Source organism: Parabacteroides sp. AT13 (assembly GCF_002272965.1).
GTDB classification, from domain to species: domain Bacteria; phylum Bacteroidota; class Bacteroidia; order Bacteroidales; family Tannerellaceae; genus Parabacteroides; species Parabacteroides distasonis.
In genome coordinates this window covers 374,439-396,444 of sequence record NZ_NQMH01000001.1, presented here as the reverse complement: position 1 = coordinate 396,444, position 22,006 = coordinate 374,439, and the positions used below count along the sequence as shown (strand labels likewise).

The 22,006-nt window shown below is 45.0% G+C and carries 18 protein-coding genes and 2 tRNA genes; 16 read left to right on the top strand and 4 right to left on the bottom strand.

What is annotated here, in order from left to right; genetic code table 11:
- The first annotated feature begins 1 nt into the window (after position 1).
- Both CI959_RS01875 and CI959_RS01870 read left to right on the top strand, forming a co-directional pair.
- Positions 2-1,270, top strand: a complete 1,269-nt coding sequence (locus CI959_RS01875; protein ID WP_005861614.1) for a glycosyltransferase — start codon at positions 2-4, stop codon at positions 1,268-1,270.
- Positions 1,271-1,305: 35 nt separating this feature from the next.
- A complete protein-coding gene (locus CI959_RS01870) occupies positions 1,306-2,598 on the top strand; it encodes a glycoside hydrolase family 57 protein (RefSeq protein ID WP_005861616.1) in 1,293 nt (430 codons plus the stop codon).
- A gap of 139 nt (positions 2,599-2,737) precedes the next feature.
- On the opposite strand, the gene CI959_RS01865 is transcribed toward CI959_RS01870, so the two are convergent.
- Positions 2,738-4,114, bottom strand: a complete 1,377-nt coding sequence (locus CI959_RS01865) for a DUF4270 domain-containing protein (RefSeq protein ID WP_005861618.1) — start codon at positions 4,112-4,114, stop codon at positions 2,738-2,740.
- A gap of 11 nt (positions 4,115-4,125) precedes the next feature.
- A complete protein-coding gene (locus tag CI959_RS01860; protein WP_005861620.1) occupies positions 4,126-4,950 on the bottom strand; it encodes a glycogen/starch synthase in 825 nt (274 codons plus the stop codon).
- Between the two features lie 100 nt (positions 4,951-5,050).
- On the opposite strand from CI959_RS01860, the gene panC reads away from it, so the two are divergent.
- From panC to CI959_RS01815, 9 genes are all read left to right on the top strand, one after another.
- Positions 5,051-5,890, top strand: coding sequence for a pantoate--beta-alanine ligase (panC, locus tag CI959_RS01855; RefSeq protein ID WP_005861622.1), 840 nt, complete (start codon positions 5,051-5,053; stop codon positions 5,888-5,890).
- A 13-nt stretch (positions 5,891-5,903) separates the two neighbouring features.
- The gene (gene panD, locus CI959_RS01850; RefSeq protein WP_005861624.1) at positions 5,904-6,254 is read left to right on the top strand and encodes an aspartate 1-decarboxylase; all 351 of its coding nucleotides are present in this window, start codon (positions 5,904-5,906) and stop codon (positions 6,252-6,254) included.
- 98 nt (positions 6,255-6,352) lie between these two features.
- Positions 6,353-7,675 (top strand): MATE family efflux transporter, encoded by a 1,323-nt coding sequence (locus CI959_RS01845; protein WP_095231469.1) that lies wholly within the window; start codon positions 6,353-6,355, stop codon positions 7,673-7,675.
- Between the two features lie 143 nt (positions 7,676-7,818).
- On the top strand, positions 7,819-8,247 hold the full coding sequence (locus CI959_RS01840; RefSeq protein ID WP_005861628.1) for a Fur family transcriptional regulator: 429 nt from the start codon (positions 7,819-7,821) through the stop codon (positions 8,245-8,247).
- A gap of 89 nt (positions 8,248-8,336) precedes the next feature.
- Positions 8,337-10,247, top strand: a complete 1,911-nt coding sequence (locus CI959_RS01835; RefSeq protein WP_057317622.1) for a heavy metal translocating P-type ATPase — start codon at positions 8,337-8,339, stop codon at positions 10,245-10,247.
- 101 nt (positions 10,248-10,348) lie between these two features.
- Positions 10,349-11,686 (top strand): signal recognition particle protein, encoded by a 1,338-nt coding sequence (ffh, locus tag CI959_RS01830; RefSeq protein ID WP_005861632.1) that lies wholly within the window; start codon positions 10,349-10,351, stop codon positions 11,684-11,686.
- 22 nt (positions 11,687-11,708) lie between these two features.
- Positions 11,709-12,605 (top strand): bifunctional methylenetetrahydrofolate dehydrogenase/methenyltetrahydrofolate cyclohydrolase FolD, encoded by an 897-nt coding sequence (gene folD, locus CI959_RS01825; RefSeq protein WP_005861634.1) that lies wholly within the window; start codon positions 11,709-11,711, stop codon positions 12,603-12,605.
- Positions 12,606-12,703: 98 nt separating this feature from the next.
- Positions 12,704-12,777: transfer RNA gene (locus tag CI959_RS01820), tRNA-His, on the top strand.
- Between the two features lie 92 nt (positions 12,778-12,869).
- Positions 12,870-12,943: transfer RNA gene (locus CI959_RS01815), tRNA-His, on the top strand.
- Positions 12,944-13,084: 141 nt separating this feature from the next.
- Here CI959_RS01815 and CI959_RS01810 read toward each other — a convergent pair.
- Positions 13,085-14,632, bottom strand: a complete 1,548-nt coding sequence (locus CI959_RS01810; RefSeq protein ID WP_005861636.1) for a M28 family metallopeptidase — start codon at positions 14,630-14,632, stop codon at positions 13,085-13,087.
- Positions 14,633-14,760: 128 nt separating this feature from the next.
- Between CI959_RS01810 and CI959_RS01805 the strand changes: the two genes are divergently transcribed.
- Genes CI959_RS01805 through CI959_RS01790 form a run of 4 tightly spaced genes read left to right on the top strand, consistent with a single transcriptional unit; the run spans position 14,761 to position 20,701 of the window.
- A complete protein-coding gene (locus CI959_RS01805) occupies positions 14,761-15,120 on the top strand; it encodes a hypothetical protein (RefSeq protein ID WP_008774100.1) in 360 nt (119 codons plus the stop codon).
- 48 nt (positions 15,121-15,168) lie between these two features.
- Positions 15,169-16,278 carry an efflux RND transporter periplasmic adaptor subunit gene (locus tag CI959_RS01800; RefSeq protein ID WP_057317623.1) on the top strand — a complete coding sequence of 370 codons (1,110 nt, stop codon included), beginning with the start codon at positions 15,169-15,171 and terminating at the stop codon, positions 16,276-16,278.
- Positions 16,279-16,284: 6 nt separating this feature from the next.
- A complete protein-coding gene (locus CI959_RS01795) occupies positions 16,285-19,398 on the top strand; it encodes an efflux RND transporter permease subunit (RefSeq protein WP_057317624.1) in 3,114 nt (1,037 codons plus the stop codon).
- 28 nt (positions 19,399-19,426) lie between these two features.
- Positions 19,427-20,701, top strand: coding sequence for a TolC family protein (locus tag CI959_RS01790; RefSeq protein ID WP_057317625.1), 1,275 nt, complete (start codon positions 19,427-19,429; stop codon positions 20,699-20,701).
- A gap of 172 nt (positions 20,702-20,873) precedes the next feature.
- Here CI959_RS01790 and CI959_RS01785 read toward each other — a convergent pair whose 3' ends face one another.
- Entirely contained in the window at positions 20,874-21,137 is a 264-nt protein-coding gene (locus CI959_RS01785) for a hypothetical protein (RefSeq protein ID WP_008774097.1), read from the bottom strand.
- An 88-nt stretch (positions 21,138-21,225) separates the two neighbouring features.
- On the opposite strand from CI959_RS01785, the gene CI959_RS01780 reads away from it, so the two are divergent.
- Positions 21,226-22,002, top strand: coding sequence for an EFR1 family ferrodoxin (locus CI959_RS01780; RefSeq protein ID WP_008774096.1), 777 nt, complete (start codon positions 21,226-21,228; stop codon positions 22,000-22,002).
- The last annotated feature ends 4 nt before the right edge of the window (positions 22,003-22,006 follow it).

The window sequence follows — 22,006 nt, the reverse complement described above, 5'->3', positions numbered from 1 at the left end:
TATGAAAGCATTAATGTTTGGATGGGAATTTCCTCCTCATATCTTGGGCGGTTTAGGAACGGCCAGTTTCGGTTTGACACGAGGCATGGCAATGCAGCCCGATATGGATATTACTTTTTGTATACCGAAGCCCTGGGGCGATGAAGACCAGAGCTTTCTAAAGATAGTGGGTGTCAACCAAGTTCCGATTGTTTGGAAGGATGTTGACCGTGAATATGTGCAGCAACGGGTTTCCAAAGCGGGAATGAACGCTGACCAGTATTATAAGTACAGGGATCATATTTATGCGGATTTCAGTTATCGTCATGTGACTGATTTAGGGTGCCTTGAGTTTTCCGGACGTTATCCGGATAATCTTCTGGAAGAGATCAATAACTATTCGATCGTTGCGGGAGTAATCGCTCGTACGGAAGAGTATGATATCATCCATGCGCACGACTGGTTGACTTATCCGGCGGGTATTCACGCTAAAAATGTGAGTGGTAAGCCTTTGGTAATCCATGTTCATGCTACGGATTATGATCGTAGCCGTGGTAATGTGAATCCGGATGTCTATGCGATTGAGAAGAATGGTATGGACAATGCAGATCATATCATAACGGTGAGTAATTTGACTCGTCAGACGGTGATCGAGAAATATCATCAAGATCCCGCTAAGGTAACGACCGTACATAACGCCGTAGAGCCTTTAAGTCCTGAGATTTTAGCGATCCCAGATAAAAAGGGTGTAAAGGATAAGGTTATTACATTCTTAGGTCGTATCACGATGCAGAAAGGGCCGGAATATTTCGTTGAGGCTGCCGCAAAGGTTTTGGCTAAGGCTCCTTATGCACGTTTCGTGATGGCTGGTAGTGGTGATATGATGGATCAAATGATTCGTTTGGCCGCAGCACGTAATATTTCAGATCGTTTCCACTTTACCGGATTTATGAAGGGCAAGCAGGTCTATGAGGTGTTGAAAGCCAGTGACGTATATGTGATGCCTTCGGTTTCTGAGCCTTTTGGTATCTCTCCGTTGGAAGCCATGCAATGTGGTGTACCCTCTATCATTTCTAAACAATCCGGTTGCGCCGAGATCTTGGATTATGCGATTAAGGTGGATTATTGGGATATTGAGGCGTTAGCGGATGCCATGTATTCAATTATTACTTATCCTGCCATGCATGAGTTCTTGAAAGTGGAAGGTAAGAAAGAGGTGGATAATATCAAATGGGAATATGCCGGACAAAAGGTTCGTCGTATTTACGACAATGTGATAGGTAACAAATAAATTAACGACAAGACAAAAATAAAACAAACAATATTATGAAAACGATCTGCTTTTATTTTCAAATACATCAGCCGTTCCGTTTAAAAAGATATCGCTTCTTCGATATAGGTAACGACCATTACTATTACGATGATTTCCAGAATGAGGAGATTATCCATCGTATAGCTGAACAATGTTACTTGCCGGCTAACCGGACTATTTTGGAGATGATTAAGACCAGTGGTGGTAAGTTTAAGGTAGCGTTCTCTATTTCCGGCGTAGCGTTGGAGCAGATGGAGATTTATACTCCGGAAGTGATCGATAGCTTTAAGGAATTGGCGGCTACGGGGAATGTGGAATTCTTGTCTGAGACTTATGCTCATTCTCTTTCTTCCTTGGGAGATCCGGAGGAGTTCAAGCATCAAGTAAAGAAACAAGAAGATAAGATCAAGACTTTATTCGGGGTTAAACCGAAAGTGTTCCGTAATACGGAGTTGATTTACTCGGATGATATTTCCGCTATGGTTTCTGAGATGGGCTATAAGGGGATGTTGACGGAGGGTGCTAAGCATATCTTAGGTTGGAAGAGTCCGAACTATATGTATTCTTCTTGCGTAGCTCCGAAGTTGAGTTTATTATTGAAGAATGACCGTTTCAGCGAGGATTTATCGAACCGTTTCAGTGATTATAGTTGGAATGAGTATCCTTTGACAGCCGATAAGTATATGTCATGGATCGCTGCTACTCCGGATTCAGAGCAAATCATTAATTTGTTTATGAATTATGAGGTGCTGGGATCTTTGCATCCAGCTTCAACCGGTATTTTTGAGTTCTTCAAGGCTTTGCCTCGTTTTGCTGCGGATAAGGGGATTAGCTTCTCTACTCCATCGGAAGTATTTACATTGATCAAGCCGGTAGACTCTATCTCCGTTCCTTATCCGATCTCTTGGGTAGATGAGGAGAGAGATTGTAGTTCTTGGTTAGGAAATGTATTGCAGCAGGAAGCGTTCCGTAAGATTAATGAGATCGGTGAACGTGTTCGTTTGTCTCAGACTCGTCGTATCCGTCAGGACTGGTACTATCTGCAGAGCAGTGACCATTTCTATTATATGAGTACAAAGCATATGGGACAAGGTGGCTTTAGCCCTTACGATAATCCGTATGATGCATTTAATAACTATATGAATGTTCTTTCCGATTTCATTGTTCGTGTAAATGCGGAATTCCCGGAGAATATAGAGAATGAGGAATTGAATTCATTGCTTTCTACGATTAAGAATCAAGGAGAGGAAATCGAGAGTCTACAGAAAGAATTAGATAAATTAAAAAAGAAGGCGGCGAAGAAATAAGTCGTTAATTGATTTGACTAGACTATTTTTGGAGAGTGACGGGTCCTTTTAGGGACCCGTTATTTTTTGCCTTAGAGATACGGATATAAAAAAAGCGAGATGTTTTTCATCTCGCTTTTTTTATTATATAGATTCTTTGCTATCTGACATATTTACATGATGTAATACCAATTTTCATCACCTCTTCATCCTTTCGTATCTTTACACCTGAGGGAGCTAGATAATTCGTGATGGCTGTTGTAACAACTGTACTTTGACCGTAACTGTTACCTGTGGTCGTTGTCCGTTGAACAGGGATAAGAAGTAAACTCAAATCTTTGTCCGGATTATTCTCCATCTGATATTTTAATAAATTGGCAAGATTCGGGAATGAGTACGTACGAGTAGTCGCATCGTAAGCCTTGGATAGAAACGAGGTTACATTATTGTCAATTTGACTACCCTCAAAGAAACTCTTTACAGAATCCTCCGGCAAGATCAATAAATAAGGAGGAGGAGCCAGCGCATATTGCCAATCTTCTTGCGGCATCGCTTTTAACTCTAGTGGTAAATTATTCACGATACGTTTTTCCATGATCGGAGTAATTTCCTGTGTCGGAAGAACGATGCGTGTACAAACGCCGGCAGGAGTCTTAAAAAATGCATAGCTGTCGTTCGGTTGTAGCAATTGACTCATATCCGTATTTTTGAAACGACTTAGCTGAATGACCTCTTTAGTGACGGAGAAAGCTTCCCACGTGGTTATTAAAGAGTCTTTTCCTGCTGTGCTTTTAACCGCATAATTATAATATATCTTAAGGACAGAGCTAGCCACGGACAATATATTACCACTACCGAAGGTAGTTGTTACATAAAGCCCCGGGAAAAACTCATTGAAAGTTTCTTGATTCTTGAATGTACCCGGATTATTAATCGTTTCATCATAAAATTTTTGTCCGAACTCAGTAGGCATTTTAATGCTTACATGAGGGCTGTAACCATCAGAGTTTCTAAGGGAGTCGGATATACTTGTGTTATAAGCTGTATAAGCTTGAGCACCCATTGACTCTTGCATATTGCAATATTGCTTAGGGTCAATATTTGTATAAAAATTCTTTTGTAACGGACTTGTAATTTTAAAGATCTCCGCACGCATAGGCGCCAAGGAGTCTCCTACCCATACACCGTTTTTATTGGAACCATTATAATATATATTGAATTCCACCGAATCAATTTTTCCCTCATAAGGTGTATGCTTAAATTGAAAATCACTCGGACAATAGAATTGGCACATATAATCCGATACAAGGTTACCATACAGCGGATCGTAGAGTTCACCCAACTGGGCGCTAGTAGACCTTGCGTAAATAGAATCTAATTGCACCGTAGTGGCTTGTATCTGGAACGTGTCCATATATACCGCAATTGTATCGTCGCCTGGCTGAATACTTGTTCCTATCGAACTAAAATCATCATTACACCCGGCCAAAATGCTAGCACCAAGGCCAAGTCCAAGTATTAAAAGCTTGATTTTCATTACTACATTTATTATTTCGTGTTAGAATCCAATACCACGTCGTAGAACTTATTGAACTCGTCCATATAAGTTTCCGGTGACTGATAGGGAAGGAAAGGAGTATCTTTCTTGGCAGAGATATAATCAAGGACTTCTTGATTGATCGTCTCGCTACCTTGGATTACACCATCAGCGAAATCAATCGCTAATTTGGTTAGGCCCACAAAACTTGTATCTGCCTTGATTAACTTCAAGTCAGCTTCTTTGGCTCCGTCCGCCTTCAGTTTTGTCGCGAAATCTTTGTTTAGCGGGTTCTTGAAGTCATCGTTGTAGATCGAATAAACGATTTTCGCATTACGCAGGCACGGGTCATCGGCATACATTCTCTTGATGTAAAGAGCCGTTAACGCTGACATCCAGCCATGGCAATGGATTACATCAGGAATCCAACGCAATTTTTTTACGGTTTCCAATACTCCGCGTACATAGAAGATCGAACGATCGTCATTATCTTCATACTCATTTCCATTCTCATCGCTGACCGTGGATTTCCGTTGGAAGAAATCCTCGTTGTCAATAAAGTAAACCTGCATCCGGGCCGATTGAATGGATGCTACCTTAATGATCAGAGGATGGTCCGTGTCGTCAATAATAAGATTCATACCAGACAGACGGATAACCTCGTGCAACTGATTGCGGCGCTCGTTGATATTTCCGAATTTTGGCATGAATGTCCTGATTTCGCGACCACGCTCCTGAATTCCTTGCGGCAAATTTCTACATATTGTCGCAATCTCGGATTCGGGAAGGTAGGGAGTGATTTCTTGGGCTATAAACAAGATTTTTTTTGCATCCATTCTGTAAACTAGTTTTATAAAGACGCTACAAAGATACGAAAAATCTTTTATTTACGGTAATTATTTAGTTGCTTTGCACCGTCAATTAAGCATCTATCTGATGAAAATAGTAAATAGTATTAAAGATTTGAAGGCTTATCTTGCTGAGGCAAAGCAGGATAATAAGAAAATTGGCTTTGTTCCTACCATGGGAGCACTGCATAATGGACATCTTAGCTTAGTACAACATTGCGTGAAAAACAATGATGTATGTGTAGTCAGTGTTTTTGTAAATCCAACCCAATTTAATGACAAACACGACTTGGAAACGTATCCCCGTACGTTGGAGGCTGATTGTGTGTTATTAGAATCTGCCGGCTGTGACTATGTATTCGCTCCCTCTGTAGAAGAGATGTATCCGGAGCCAGATACCCGTACATTTGATTTGGGAACGGTATCTGAGGTAATGGAAGGCGCTAAGCGTCCGGGGCATTTTAACGGTGTAGCGCAGGTAGTAAGTAAGTTGTTCTATATCGTAGAGCCGGATAACGCTTATTTCGGGGAAAAGGATTTCCAGCAGATCGCTGTGATCCGGGCGATGGTGAAACAATTGAATATCCCTGTAACGATCAATGCTTGTCCGATCGTTCGTGAGGGCGATGGCTTGGCCTTGAGTAGCCGGAATACCCGTTTGACACCGGAACAACGTCAAAAAGCTCCGTTAATTGCTCGTACGTTAAAAGAAAGTACTACCTTTGTGCCCGGAAAAAGCGTACAAGAAGTGATTGACTATGTTGTCAATACGATTAATAGCGATCCAGTCATGGAAGTTGAGTACTACGAGATCGTAGATGGCAATACGTTAGAGTCTATCAAGAACTGGTCGGATACCGATTATCCGGTAGGTTGCATCACGGTATATTGCGGAGAGGTACGTTTGATCGACAATATCAAATACTAATTATAAGTCATACATGTTTATAGAGGTAGTAAAGTCAAAAATTCACCGGGTAACGGTAACGGAAGCTAACTTAAACTATATCGGTAGCATCACTATCGACGAGGATTTGTTGGACGCCGCTAATTTGATTGCGAACGAGAAGGTCTCGATCGTGAATAATAATAACGGAGAACGTTTTGAGACGTATATTATCAAGGGCGAACGTGGCTCGGGAGTGGTTTGCTTGAACGGAGCGGCTGCCCGTAAGGCTCAACCCGGAGATATTATTATCGTTATGTCGTATGCCATGATGGATTTCGAGGAGGCGAAAACATTCAAGCCTTCCGTGGTATTTCCCGATACGGCGACAAATAAGTTGATATAGTAGACACTAGACTTTGTAGAGATCTCTAATCATAAGAAAAGCTCGTCGGGATGCGGCGGGCTTTTTTTATCTTCATAAATTTAAGTAATAAGCGAGTTATGTACACGAACAGGAATATATGGAATGTTAGCTACCCGATCTTTTTGAGCTTGTTGGCGCAAAACGTGATAAACGTGACTGATACGGCTTTTCTAGGTAGGGTTGGTGAAGTCGAGTTGGGGGCTTCCGCTATGGGAGGACTTTATTATATCTGCGCTTTTACGATCGCCTTCGGTTTTAGTACGGGATCTCAAATCGTGATTGGCCGTAGAAACGGAGAGGGACGTTATGACCAGATAGGGCCTGTCATGATACAAGGCGTTTTCTTCCTATTGTCGCTGGCTGCTATATTGTTCTTGTTTTCTCGTTTTTTCGCGGGAGACGTGATGCGTGTATTGATTTCTTCGGACGCTATCTTGAATGCCACGGAGGAATTTTTGGATTGGCGTGTGTTTGGCTTCTTCTTCTCTTTCGTGAACGTGATGTTCCGGGCTCTTTTTATTGGTATTACCCGTACAAAGGTGTTGACATTGAACGCTGTCTTGATGGCAATGACGAATGTCTTACTGGATTATCTTTTGATTTTCGGACATGCCAGATTCCCAAAGATGGGTATTCAAGGGGCGGCTATCGCTTCCGTCATAGCCGAGGCGGTATCGATTCTCTTTTTCGTGGTTTACACGAGACTTACCGTAGATATACGTAAATATGCGCTTAACCAGATTCGTTCTTTCGATTTTGGCTTGTTGAAACGGGTGCTGGATATTTCCGTGTTCACGATGCTGCAATATTTCTTGTCTATCGCTACTTGGTTTATGTTCTTTATCGCTGTGGAGCATTTGGGGCAACGGGAGTTGGCGGTGGCGAATATCGTACGTAGTATTTACGTCGTGATGTTGATTCCCGTTAATTCCTTGGCGACCACGACAAACACGTTCGTGAGTAATAGTATCGGGGCGGGAGCGATCAATCAAGTTATACCGACTATCTGGAAGATCTGTAAGTTATCGTTGGGCATTATGGTCGTGTTTGCCGCTATTGTCAGTTTGATGCCGGGATGGGTCGTGTCTGTTTATACGAATGACGCTTCATTAGTGGCGGCCTCGGTTCCATCCGTCTACGTGATTGTCGGTTCTTTATTGATCGGATCGGTAGCTAATGTGGCGTTCAACGGGGTGTCGGGTACGGGAAATACACGTTCTGCGCTTTTTATGGAAGTGGCGGTATTGATTCTGTATGTGCTTTTTGTATATGTCGCGGGGATACGTTTGCGTTTGTCGGTAGCCGTATGCTTCTTGACAGAGGCTATTTACTATAGTGGATTGCTCGTCGCTAGCGTAATCTATTTAAAGAAAGCCTCTTGGCAAAATAAGAGAATATAAGTATATGAGGGGAAAAAAACACGTACGTCTTTTTTCGAAAACACGTACGTGAATTCTGAAAAACACGTACGTCTTTTTTTGAACTGTGAATATTGGGAAATTGTTCGTATTTTTGTATTGTAATCAAATAAGAAAGGTAACTCATGTCCACGAAGCAATGTGAAGATATGTTGGTAGGAAAAGGAGTACGGCCTACTGCCGCACGGATCCTTGTCTTGCAAAAATTATCAGAACGAACCAGCCCGGCTTCCCTGTTCGAATTGGAGGCGGAGTTGGAGACGTTGGATAAATCGACCATTTCCCGTTCATTGGCCTTGTTATTGGAACATCATGCGATCCATTCTTTCGAAGATGGTAGTGGCTCTATAAAATATGAGATATGCCAGAGCCGTTCGGAGACATGCCCAGTGGGTGATAGGCATATTCATTTTTTCTGCGAGGTATGCCGTAAAACCTCTTGTTTGAATAATATCAAGATCCCGGTCGCTCAATTGCCGGAAGGATATATAATGGATACCATTAATTATACGGTAAAGGGTGTTTGCCCATTGTGTAATAAGCGACGTTCCTAGAAACCCTGATAATTTGCAATCAAGTTGCAACTCCCTTCTCTTACCTTTGTACCGTAATCAAGAAGTAAATAATTAAAATAGATAAGATTATGAGTACAACATGTGGATGCGAACATTGCCATTCGCACGGAAGTTCCGGTTTATGGATGCCGACGGTTTCTTTCGTTTTGTTGGTGATAGGACTTATCGGGAAGTACTCGGGGATAAGTTGGTTTGCTGAGTCTTGGATAGAGGCCATTTGGTTTCTGGTCGCTTTTTTGCCGGTAGGACTTCCTGTTATGCGAGAAGCTTGGGAAGCGGCTTTGCGGAAAGACTTTTTTAGTGAGTTCTCGTTAATGGCGATCGCCTCGATTGGGGCGTTTTGTATTGGGGAGTATCCCGAGGCCGTAGCCGTGATGCTTTTCTATACGGTAGGAGAGAGGTTGCAACTTCTAGCCGTGAATAAAGCCTCGAAGAATATCAGTGACTTGTTAGATGTCCGGCCGGAACGAACGGATGTATGGCGGACGGGTACATATATGAATGTATCTCCGAAGGATGTAAAAGTAGGCGAGCGGATCGAGGTGAAACCCGGCGGACGTGTGCCTTTGGATGGCGTTTTATTGGAAGCCGAGGCACAGTTCGATACCTCGGCATTAACCGGGGAAAGTATGCCTCGTTCTATCCGTGAGGGTGAGGAGGTGCTTGCCGGAATGATCGTGCAGGGGCAGGCGGTACGTATACAAGTGAATCGGCCGTACGAGCAAAGTGCCTTGGCCCGTATTTTGGCTTTGGTGAAAGATGCCTCGGAGCGGAAAGCGCCGGCGGAATTGTTTATTCGGCGTTTCGCACGGATTTATACCCCAATCGTGATTCTTCTGTCGTTTCTAATCGTGTCGGTTCCAGCCTTGGTAGGGATGGTGACGCCTTCTTTCCAGTATGTTTTCTCGGATTGGTTATATAGGGGATTGGTTTTCTTGGTTATTTCTTGTCCTTGTGCCTTGGTTATAAGTGTTCCGCTCGGATATTTCGGTGGTATAGGCGCCGCTTCTCGTGCCGGGATATTATTTAAGGGTGGTAATTATTTAGATGCGATCACACGGGTAAATACGGTAGCGTTCGATAAGACCGGTACATTGACTACCGGGCGTTTTGAGGTCACAATGGTGGAAAGCACGGGTATCCCGGCTTCTGATCTTTTGAGTGTTTTGTTATCAGTAGAGCGGAAAAGTACCCATCCGGTAGCGCAGGCTGTAGTTCGCTATGCGGAAAAACAAGATAGCGTGCCGATGGAAATCACTGACATGCGGGAATTGGCAGGGCATGGTGTCGAGGCTATCGTGAACGGTCGGCAGGTGCTTGTCGGTAACATTCGTTTATTGGCCGAACGTGATATTCCTGTCCCGAAGGAATTATCCGATAGTATTTCTACCGTGGTGGTTTGTGCGATCGATGGGAAATATGCGGGGCATCTTCTCCTTTCGGATACCTTGAAGAAGGATGCCGTGGATGCGATTCGTCGGTTAAAGGATCTGGATGTTAAAGATATTCGCTTGTTGTCCGGGGATAAGCAAGAGATCGTGAATCAATTCGCTGAGCGTTTGGGTGTCGATAAAGCGTATGGTAATCTGCTGCCGGAGGATAAAGCCGCTTATATAGAGCGATTAACGGCGGAGACGGATAAGTCGGTTGCCTTTGTGGGCGATGGGATGAACGATGCGCCGGTACTGGCTTTAAGTGATGTCGGTATTGCGATGGGTGGATTGGGATCGGATGCGGCCATCGAGAGCGCGGACGTGGTTATCCAAACGGACCAGCCCTCTAAAGTAGCGGAAGCTATTTCTATCGGACGTGCTACCCGGAATATCGTCCGTCAGAATATCGTGGGATCTATTGGCGTGAAGGTGATAGTCCTTGTGGCGGGAGCCTTCGGTTTTGCCACGCTTTGGGAAGCTGTTTTCGCGGATGTAGGTGTATCTTTGCTGGCGGTTCTTAATTCGATCCGTATACTAAAACGTTGAGAAGTGAAGAATTTCGAGATCGCTTTCATCGCATACTCATCTCTTTTTCGTACCTTTGCCCCTTAATCCAGTAGAAAATAATATAAATACACATACGAATTATGTTTGAGAACTTAAGCGAAAGGTTAGACAGATCGTTTAAACTGTTGAAGGGCGAAGGCAAGATTACCGAGATCAATGTGGCGGAAACATTGAAGGATGTGCGTAAAGCGTTGTTGGATGCCGACGTCAATTATAAGGTTGCCAAGAGTTTTACGGATACGGTAAAAGAGAAGGCTTTAGGACAGAACGTGCTTACATCGGTTAAGCCTAGTCAGTTGATGGTTAAGATTGTTCACGATGAGTTGGCCAGCTTGATGGGAGGTACGGCAGTCGACGTGAATTTGCAGGGAAATCCCGCCATTATATTGATGTCCGGTTTGCAAGGTTCGGGTAAGACTACTTTCACTGGTAAACTAGCGTCTTTATTAAAGACCAAGAAAAATAAGAAACCATTATTAGCCGCTTGCGACGTGTATCGTCCGGCAGCTATCGAGCAGTTGCGTGTAGTCGGAGAACAGGTGGGTGTTCCGGTATACATGGAATTGGAGAATAAGAATCCGGTGGAGATCGCTATGAACGCTATCCGCGAGGCACGGGCTAAAGGCAATGACGTCGTGATCGTGGATACCGCCGGTCGTTTGGCTATCGATGAGCAGATGATGAACGAGATCGCCGCTATCAAGAGCGCTATCCAGCCGGATGAGACCTTGTTCGTGGTAGATGCCATGACGGGTCAGGATGCCGTGAATACCGCGAGGGAATTTAATGAGCGGCTGAACTTCGACGGCGTCGTACTTACGAAGTTGGATGGTGATACCCGTGGTGGTGCCGCTTTGTCGATCCGTACGGTTGTTGATAAGCCGATTAAGTTTGTCGGTACGGGCGAGAAGATGGATGCCTTGGATATTTTCCACCCTGAACGTATGGCGGATCGAATCTTAGGCATGGGTGATATCGTGTCTTTGGTGGAACGTGCGCAAGAGCAATATGACGAGGAAGAAGCGAAACGTTTGCAGAAGAAGATCGCTAAGAACCAGTTCGATTTTAACGACTTTATCTCCCAGATCCAACAGATCAAGAAGATGGGTAACTTGAAAGAGTTGGCATCCATGATCCCGGGTGTAGGAAAGGCATTGAAAGATGTGGATATCGATGATAACGCGTTCAAGAGTATCGAGGCTATCATTTATTCGATGACTCCGGATGAGCGCAGCAACCCGGCTATCTTGAATGGCTCACGCCGTCAGCGTATCGCCAAAGGTAGCGGTACGAGCATCCAGGAGGTAAACAAGCTGATCAAGCAATTTGATGAGACCCGTAAGATGATGCGTATGCTTACTTCCGCGAAGTCGGGGAAGATGAAGCTACCTTCGATGAAGCCCTCGTTCAGACGTTAATTAACAGGAGACAATCAATAATATGGAAGAACAACATTATCAATTGCTGGATGGTAAGGCCGTTTCCGCTCAGATGAAGAAGGAGATGGCTGAGGAGGTAGCCCAGATCAAGGCTGCCGGAGGTAAGATCCCTCACTTGGCTGCTATTTTGGTGGGCCATGACGGCGGTAGCGAGACTTATGTGGCTAGTAAAGTCAAGACTTGTCAGGAGATTGGTTTTAAGTCTACCTTAATTCGCTTTGAGGAGGATGTTACGGAGGAAGAATTGCTTCGTAAGGTCGATGAGTTAAATAATGATCCGGATGTGGATGGCTTTATCGTACAGCTTCCGCTTCCGAAACATATATCCGAGCAGAAGGTGATCGAGGCGATCGATTATCGTAAAGATGTGGACGGTTTCCATCCGATTAACGTGGGACGTATGTCTATCGGTTTACCTTGTTTCGTATCGGCTACGCCTGCCGGTATCTTGGAATTATTGAAGCGTTATCATATCGAGACGCAAGGAAAGCATTGCGTGGTTTTGGGACGCAGCAATATTGTCGGCAAGCCGATGGCTACCTTGATGATGCAGAAATCTTATCCGGGCGATTGTACGGTGACCGTATGCCATAGCCGTTCTAAGAACTTGAAGGAGATGTGCTTGTCTGCTGATATTATTATCGTGGCTTTAGGTGTTCCTGAATTCTTGAAAGGGAATATGGTGAAGGAAGGCGCCGTGATCGTTGACGTGGGAACAACCCGTATGCCAAGCAGCATAACCAAGAGCGGATTTAAGTTAACGGGAGATGTCTTGTTTAATGAGGTCGCTCCTAAATGTTCCTATATCACTCCGGTTCCGGGTGGCGTAGGGCCTATGACAATCATTTCTTTGATGCGTAACACATTGTTAGCGGGAAAGAAAGCGATCTATAAGTAAGTGGATGGATAAAAAAGTTCGCAAAAGGTTTGTGTAATCAGAATTTATACCTATCTTTGCGCCGTCTTAAAGGGGGAAGCCTTTGAAAGGCGGATATGGTGAGAGTAGCTCAGTTGGTTAGAGCATCGGATTGTGGTTCCGAGGGTCGTGGGTTCGAGCCCCATCTTTCACCCATTGTGGTTTTTTAGATAAAAATCTTGTTATGAATAAAACAAGGTTTTATAAACCAAGGCGTCTATGAAGAATGAAAGGTTTTTTTATATGGTGAGAGTAGCTCAGTTGGTTAGAGCATCGGATTGTGGTTCCGAGGGTCGTGGGTTCGAGCCCCATCTTTCACCCTAGAATGAGAAAAGGATATGCCTATTAGGGCATATCCTTTTTCTATTTCTTATAATGGGCATTGTAAGTCTTTTATGATGCCCATCATAAGGAGCTTACAATAGGCATTGTAAACTCCTTATAATAGCGATCGTGCTGACCTACTCTTCGGTATATAAACCTTCTCTTGATAATTGCTTATCCAGATTCGCTACACCGAGGGCTATGATAGCGGTAACAGTAGCCGTATGTTCTTGGTATTCGGGGATGTTCTTTGTGTATAAATCCCGTTCCGTATGCCAGATTTCGCCGTAATCAAAATCATATCCTTTGAAATCCTCTGTGGTGAAACCTAATGTGGGGACACCTTCGATGGCGAAAACTGATGCGTCTGTTCCCCCCATGCGTGTCGGGCGTTTACGGGGTTCACGAACTTTTACCTCGAAAGGATAGTCCGGACGGATTTTTTGGATGGGTTCGCTGATCTTCACGAAATCATCATACATGGCTTGAGGGACGGAGATACCGACAGGAGGTTCCGGGCCACCGTCACGATTGAACAAATTAGCGATTTTGGGTAATTTATCCTTATGCGCTTTCACCCAAGCTTGTGCTCCTAATAAGCCAAATTCCTCACCGGCGAATCCGATAAATAAGATCGTGCGCTTAGGCTTGGCTCCGGATTTGGCGATCATGCGAGCGGCTTCCATCATCGGTCCGATTCCAGTACCGCAATCGATGCCTCCGGTAGCCACGTCGAAAGCATCTAGGTGACCGCTGATAATAACATATTCGTCCGGGTATTTGCTGCCTTTGATAGACGCTACGACATTATGGTATTTAACCGGGCCTAATTTAAAATGATTACGAATATCGAACTCTAGTTCGAATGTACGTCTCTCTTTCACCATTTGTTCGATGATCGCAAATTGATGCTCGTCTAATTTGATATCCGGAAGTTCCGGCAGATTGTCGAAGTTCGTATTCGGGTCGTTCATCATTTTCCGGTCGTATAACGCACGGATAGGTACGGTGGAGGATTGGATAAAACCTAAAGCTCCGGCCTCGCACATTTCCTTATAATATAATCCGGGGAATTCTTTATAAGGCAACATCTCGTTTTTCTCCCCGTTTTCCCAGTTGCGGCGTCTTAGATCATTGTTTTTCTTCATGATCTCGTTGTTCTCTTTCTTGATCTCCACACGGATGGAATCCCCCGAGGCGGAGCGGTCGATAGGCCAACCTACATTTTTCCCTGAGATAAGAACCCAAGCACCATTCAATCTTCCTTTGATTTGCTGGAACTCCTCGTCGTTACGAGGCTCCATCACCGCATGCCCACGTTGCACGCCTTTCGTTCCGGAAGTGTAGGAAGGGGTGGCGAAATGCAGGATCATTCCGTTGTCGCTCAACAAGCGTCCGAACCAAGGTCCTCGATTAAAGCCGACAGGGACGGTACCGGCTTCTTCTAATTGGACATCGAGTCCCCAACTCTTAAACTCACGCACCATCCACTCGGCGGCGTTCTCATAAGCGTCGGAACCGATTAAACGTCCGCCAAAGCGGTTCGTAAGGATATCCAGCTGATGCATCACTTGATTATCGTTCTGACCCATCTCGATGATTTTTTTTACGGCAGCGTCCTGAGCTGGTACAGGGGAGACTGTCATGCAGGCTAATGCCGCACAAACAAGTAAGATTTTTCTCATAAAGTAGTGTTTATTTCATTGATATGACTGTTTATTATTCAGTGTATGCAAATAAAGGAATAAATTTTGACTTATTGCAAATGAAATGGCAGTTTCTTTTATAACTTTGCGAAGTAAACAGATGGCGAATGAAAACAATGCGTAGCTTGAAGTGGTTAAGACCCCTCTTGGTAGTACTCTTTATGAGTTACTACGTGGGTGGCACGGCCTTTACCCATACGCATCATTTCCTAAACTCTAGTATCACTCACTCTCATCCCTATCTGCCGGGAGCCGACGGCTTGCCTCATCATGAGCATAGTACGGTAGCGTTTAATACGATTGAAGAGCTGACCGAATTGTGTCTGGAGTTAATTCCGTACTTACCTTTGGTTATGGCTTGGGCGCTTTTGATGGTAGTGCTCGTCTTTCTAAAGAAAGAGGTTGTCTTGCGTCTTGTGCGGCGTGGCGAATCCCGTGCGCCTCCCTCGTTTGGTATAGTAGTTTGAATCAAGCATTAGAATCACTTTTTATACTAAACATTTTACGCATCTTATATGAAATCTATATTTTTACTATTGCTTCCAGCAATAGTATTATGCTCTTGCCATACCCAAAAGCAAGAGGATGAGTCTGCGCATGCCGTAACACTCAAAGGAGATATTATACATATCGGTTCCGAATCTCCTGTTTTATCCAAGTTGACAAAGGAAACGGTTAAACAGGAACCTTACCGTATGGAGTTTACCACCTCGGGGGTCGTACAGGCGATTCCTTCTAATTATGCGGAGGTGGCTTCACCTGTAAGCGGGCGAATTACGAAATCGTTCGTTCGCTTAGGGCAAAAAGTGGCCCCGGGTAGTCCGATCTTCGAGATTAGCGCTCCCGCTGTTTATGAGGCGGGGAAATCTTATTACCAAGCTCACCAAGAGATGGAACTGGCCTTGAAAAGCTTGAATCGGGAGAAAGACTTGATGAAAAACAAGGTTGGTGTCCAAAAGGAATTGGAAGAGGCCGAGGTGAATTACGAGTTAAAGAAAAAAGACTATGAGAATATGGTAGCGGCATTGAAAGTCTTTCAGATTAATCCGGATGAAATGGCTTTGGGGCAACCATTGATCGTTCGCTCGCCTATAGCCGGTGAGGTCGTGAAAGATCGGATCGTAATCGGGCAATATATGAAAGAGGACGCCGAGCCTGTAGCTGTCATCGCCGATTTGAGCAAGGTATGGGTGGTCGCCCATGTAAAAGAGAAGGATTTGAGTTTAATACAGGCTTTGGATGAGGTGGAAATCCGGTTGGTAGCCATGCCGGATAAACCGATATCGGGAAAGATTTATCACATCAGCGAGATGCTGGACCCCGATACCCGTTCGGTGGAGGTCTTGATCGAGTGCGATAACAGTACCCGTTTGATGAAGCCGGAGATGTACGGCACGGTCAAGCTGAGCGACCGTGAGGCGGAGGTGATCCGTATACCTACTTCCGCTATCTTGCAGGAAGAGGAGAACATGTACGTATTGGTGGAATTGGGGAATAACGATTACCGGAAACAAAAGATCGAGACCGGCCATACTGAAGATGGCAAGACGGTGGTTTTATCCGGCTTGAATGTAGGTGACGAGATCGTAGTTACGGGAGCGTTTTATTTACTTGACGCACGCTAACGGATTATGAAAAGGATTATTTACTTGGCGATACATCGGCGAGGACTGATGTTCGTGTTATTTCTGTTCTTAGCGATCGTTGGTTATTATTCTTGGATGCGGTTGGCGATAGATGCTTATCCGGATATCGCCGATACCACCGTGCAAGTCGTGACGCAGGTTCCCGGATTGGCCGCCGAGGAGATCGAGCAACAAATCAGTATTCCGATCGAGCGGGCTATGAATGGTCTGCCGGGACTAAACGTAATGCGTAGCAAGAATACGTTTGGTTTATCTACGGTCGTATTGGTTTTTGATGATGGTATTGAGGATTATTGGGCCCGGCAACGTGTACAAGAGCGGTTGGTAGACGTGGAGCTTCCTTATAATGCGGTTCCCGGCTTAAATCCTTTGACTTCGCCGACGGGAGAGATCTTTCGTTATGTGGTGGAAAGTGACCGTTTAGACTTGAGGGAGTTGACCGATTTGCATAAATGGGTAATTATTCCGAGACTGAAACAGGTTACGGGTGTAGCGGATGTAAGTAATTACGGCGGTATCACTACCCAATATCAGATCGAGGTGAACCCTTATAAGATGGAGCAATACGACATTACCTTAGGGGATATTACGGAAAAGATAGAGAAGAATAACGTGAACGCCGGTGGTAGTATGTTAAGCCGGGGGGATTTGAGTTATGTGATCCGTGGAATCGGTCTGGTTAAGGACTTGGAAGACTTGGGGCATATCGTGATCAAGACAGTGAATGGTGTCCCGGTCTACTTGAATGATATCGGTAAACTGAAATACGGAAACTTGGAGCGTAAGGGCGTTTTAGGTTTTACGGACGATACCCGTGATTACTCCGATGGCGTGGAAGGTATCGTACAAATGCTCAGGGGGGAGAATCCGTCCCGGGTGTTGGATGATGTGCATAAGGCGGTAGACGAACTAAATAACGAGACACTTCCCGAGGGAACCCGTATCCATCCGTTTATGGATCGTACGGATTTGGTTAATACGACCTTGCATACCGTATCGCATACGTTGTTCGAGGGTATGGTATTGGTTGTCTTAGTACTGATCTTATTCTTGGGGAGTTGGCGTGGCGCTTTGTTGGTGGCCTTAACCATTCCCTTGTCTCTATTGATTGCCTTTATCTTGATGCATGTTACGAATATTCCTGCGAACCTACTTTCCTTAGGCGCTATAGACTTCGGTATTTTGGTAGACGGAGCGATCGTGATGATGGAGACGGTCTTGAAGAAAAGGGAACGGCATCCGGATGAGGTATTGACGGAAGATTCGATCTTGCGCCGTACGACTGAGGTGGCTCGCCCGATCTTTTTCTCTACATTAATTATTATAACAGCCTATCTTCCTTTGTTCGCTTTTGAGCATATTGAGAAGAAATTGTTTACGCCGATGGCTTATACCGTAGGGTATGCTTTGCTGGGCGCTTTGTGTGTGGCCTTGTTCTTGATTCCGGGATTGGCCTTTTATGCGTATCGTAAGCCGGGAAAGATTTACCATAATCGTTGGTTGGAGAAACTTTCCACGGTTTATCATTCACAAATTGTCCGATTGATGGAGAAGCCAAGACGGGTTATTGTACCGTTACTGGCGATATTGCTGGGAGCGGGGATTTTAAGTTATACCGTAGGAAAAGACTTCTTGCCTCCGTTGGATGAGGGGGCGATCTGGATACAGGTACAGCTTCCTCCGGGTATTTCCATTGAGAAATCGAAGGAGATGGGGGCGGAGCTTCGGAAGACTTTGAAAGAGTTTAAGGAAGTCTCATATGTAATGACTCAAGTCGGTCGCGATGATGAGGGGGCGGAAGCGTTCTCACTCTCTCATGTGGAGTGTGGCGTGGGATTGAAACCCTATAGTACATGGAAATTCGGTAAGACGAAAGCGGATCTGATCGAGGAAATGGCGGCTAAGTTGGAGACCATGCCCGGCTACTCGGTCGGTTTCTCCCAGCCGATCATCGATATGGTGATGGATCAGATCGCTGGGGCTCATAGTGATTTGGCGCTGAAGATTTATAGCGATGATATTACGGAAAGTCGCCATATTGCGGATCAAGTCGCTAATGTGTTGAAGGAAATACCGGGTGCTGCCGACGTAGCGGTAGATCAAGAGCCTCCGTTGCCGCAATTGCAGATTATTGCGGATCGTGCCCGTATCGCCCAGTATGGCTTGAACGTGTCGGATGTGGCTGATTTGATTGAGTTAGCGATCGGTGGAGCTTCTATTTCCCAGATATTTGTCGGAAGTAAAAGTTATGACGTGATTTGTCGTTTCGATGACGCTAGCCGCAATTCTCCCGAACGTATCGGAAATCTATTGCTGACTACCGGTTCCGGAACAAAGATTCCTCTTTCGCAAGTAGCGGAGATTAAGATGACAACTGGTGCCAGTACGATTACCCGTGAGATGAATAAGCGGCACTTGACGGTACGGGTTAATTTACGTGGCGTGGACTTGACGGCGTTCTTGAATAAGGCGAATGCGTTGATCGATAAAGAGGTGAAATACGATCATGATTCCGTGCATTTGAAATGGGCCGGACAGTTCGAGAACCAGCATCGTGCGTATGCCCGTTTGGGGGCTGTGGTTCCTTTGGCGTTGGGGCTGATGCTGCTTTTGTTGTTTGCGGCTTGCGGTAAATTCCGGCAGGCGGCTTTGATGATGAGTGTCGTTCCCTTGGCTTTGTTTGGTGGTATGCTGGCGTTGAATGTGCGGGGAATGACGTTGAATGTTTCCTCGGCGGTTGGTTTTATCGCCTTGGTCGGTGTCGCTATCCAAAATGGCGTGATCATGATTTCCCATATCAATAACTTACGTACGAGGGAGCGGGATTTGAAAGATGCGGTGATAACGGGAACCAAGCACCGTTTCCGTCCGATCTTGATGACGGCTACGGTTGCGGTCTTGGGATTGCTTCCTGCCTCTGTCAGTACGGGGATCGGTTCGGACGTGCAGCGTCCCTTGGCTACGGTAATCGTTTACGGGCTTTTATTTGCTACGGTAATCACGCTTTATGTGCTTCCCGCTTTATACTATATGATCGAGAAGCATTATGAGGGGAAGGATTTGACGCCGGTATCGGAGGAAAAAGAGCTACACGCTTAATCCGGCGGTGGAATTAAAAAGATGTACTATGTTTAGATTAGAAGATATGAAGAAATATATAATCCTGTCGTTACTCTGCGGATGCTTATCCGCGAATGCCCAGACCATGGTTCCGCTTACGTATCGGCAATATATGGAGCGGGTTGCGGAAGGTAACCTTGAGTATGCGTCGGAGAAATTGAATGTGCCGGCCGCTAAGGCCGAGGTAACGGCGGCAAAGGTGTTTAACGATCCGAATCTTTCCGTGTCTTATTTCAATAATGAGAATAATTCCTTGCAGATGGGAGAAGGTGTTGAGGTAGAACTGAGCAAAACTTTCTCTTTTGGGAAACGGGGTGCGAATATCTCATTGGCACGTAGCGAGAGTGAGTTGACCGAGGCATTGTTGGCCGATTATTTCCGGAATCTCCGGGCAGACGCTACGATTGCCTATATGGAAGCCTTAAAGCAACATGAGTTGTATAAAGTAAAGGAGAATGCCTATGAGAATATCCGGGCATTGGCGGAGAGCGACAGTATCCGTTTCTCTTTAGGGCAAATCCGTGAGGTGGACGCTACGCAGAGCCGGGTGGAGGCCGGGGTCTTGCGGAACGAGTTGTTGCAAGCCGGTGCGGAATTAAAGAATGCTTTCTCGAACTTAAACCTCTTGACAGGGACTTTCAGTATGGATACTTTATTTCACCCAGAGGCCGAGTTACGTATGGAGCCTCGGAATTTTATCCTTGTTGACTTAATAACAGCGGCAAGCGAGGGGCGTACGGATTTGGTAGCTGCCTTAAAAAACAAGGAAGTGGCCGCTAGAGCCTTGAAAGTAGCTCGCCGGGAGCGGAATACGGATGTGGATTTGTCTATCGCCGTAAGCCGTAATGCCCGGGTTTATAATGAGGAAGCCCCGGCGCCTCCTTTTACCGGAGTGACGGCAGGTATCGCTGTTCCTTTGAAATTCTCTAATTTCAATAAGGGGACGGTTCGTGCCGCTCGTTATCGGGAGCAACAAGCGGAAGCGCAATATAAGCAGGCTCTTTTGCAAGTGCAGACGGAGGTGATGCAGGCATATCGCAATTATCAATCTTTCGCCGAGCAAGTCAATCATTATCAGGATGGGCTTTTAAGGCAAGCCCGTGAGGTGATGGATGGCAAGATTTACAGCTATAATAGGGGGGAAGTCTCTTTGTTGGAAGTCTTGGACGCCCAGCGTACTTACGATGAGGTACAAGCTCAGTATATTGAGACGCTGTTTAATTACAGCTCAGCCTTGGTCGAATTAGAACGTTCGACGGGTATTTGGGATATTGAGATTTGATTTGCGCTATAATTCAGAAAAGTAACAAGGGATAAATTGTAAGACGCTTACATTTCTATCCCTTGTTATTTTATCTGAATAAATCCATCAGTTTATCCGGTGATTGCCTAGTATCGAATATCTGATATTTCAGTAAATGATTCTTCTGCATGTTTAGACCATTGGATTTCTTTTACCATGAAGCCAACTTTTTTTGTAGTTTTTTCTTCAGCGCTTTTTGCGTACAATAATCCCCATTGTTGAAATCTACTTCAGATTCAGCTATCTTACAAGTTAATTCAGCCTCGTCTGGTGCCCAAGGATAAAGACTCTCCTTTTGCTTGGCAAGGCATAGACGTTTTATATAGGTCTCCACTTTCGATAATCTTTCCTCATCCATGCCTTTTATCAAGTCATAGAGATATTCTTTCCGTAAATTTAATTCCATCGTTGTCATAACGATTTGTTTTTTAGGTTTCTTAAACTAGACAAAGATAGCGTATATATTTGGATATTATGTATTTTTGCATCTAAAAAATGAGCGCATGATATTCTACTTTACAGGGACAGGAAACTCCCGTTGGGTTGCGGAAGCGTTAGGAACGGCTTTCGATGAGCCGTTGGTTTCCATTGCCGATGCGTTGAATGAGGGTAAGGATGAGAATGTTTATCCATTGAGGGAGAGGGAGAAAGTGTTTTTTGTGTTTCCTGTCCATTCTTGGGGGCCGGCTGTATTGGTGTCCCGTTTTATTTCCCGGTTGATCCTGTCTGGATATAAAGGGCAAGAGGTTTATTTCGTCTGTACTTGTGGTGATGATTGTGGATATACGGATCGGATCATGCGGAGCACCTTGGCGAGACGGGGAATTACCTTAACCGGAGGATTCTCTATACAAATGCCGAACAATTATATCTTAATGCCCGGCTTCGACGTGGATAGTAAGGAGGTAGAGACTGAAAAACTGAAAAAAGCACCGGAACGTGTAGACGAGATCGTAGAGGCGATCCGGCAGAAGAAAAATCCCTCTTTGTATTGTGCGGGAAGTGCCCCTCTTTTGAAGAGCTATATGGTCTATCCGTTATTTACTCACTTTGCGATAGGCAGCAACCGATTTTATGCTACGGATACCTGTATCTCTTGCGGTATCTGTGCGAAGGTCTGTCCGACCGGTACGATTTCCCTGTCGGGTGACGGAAAACCGGAATGGGCTGATACTTGCGTTCAGTGCGTTGCCTGTATTCATCGTTGTCCGGTGCGTGCGATAGAATATGGGACGATCTCGTTGAAAAAGGGACGTTATCATCACCCAGAGTTTAAGTAATCAA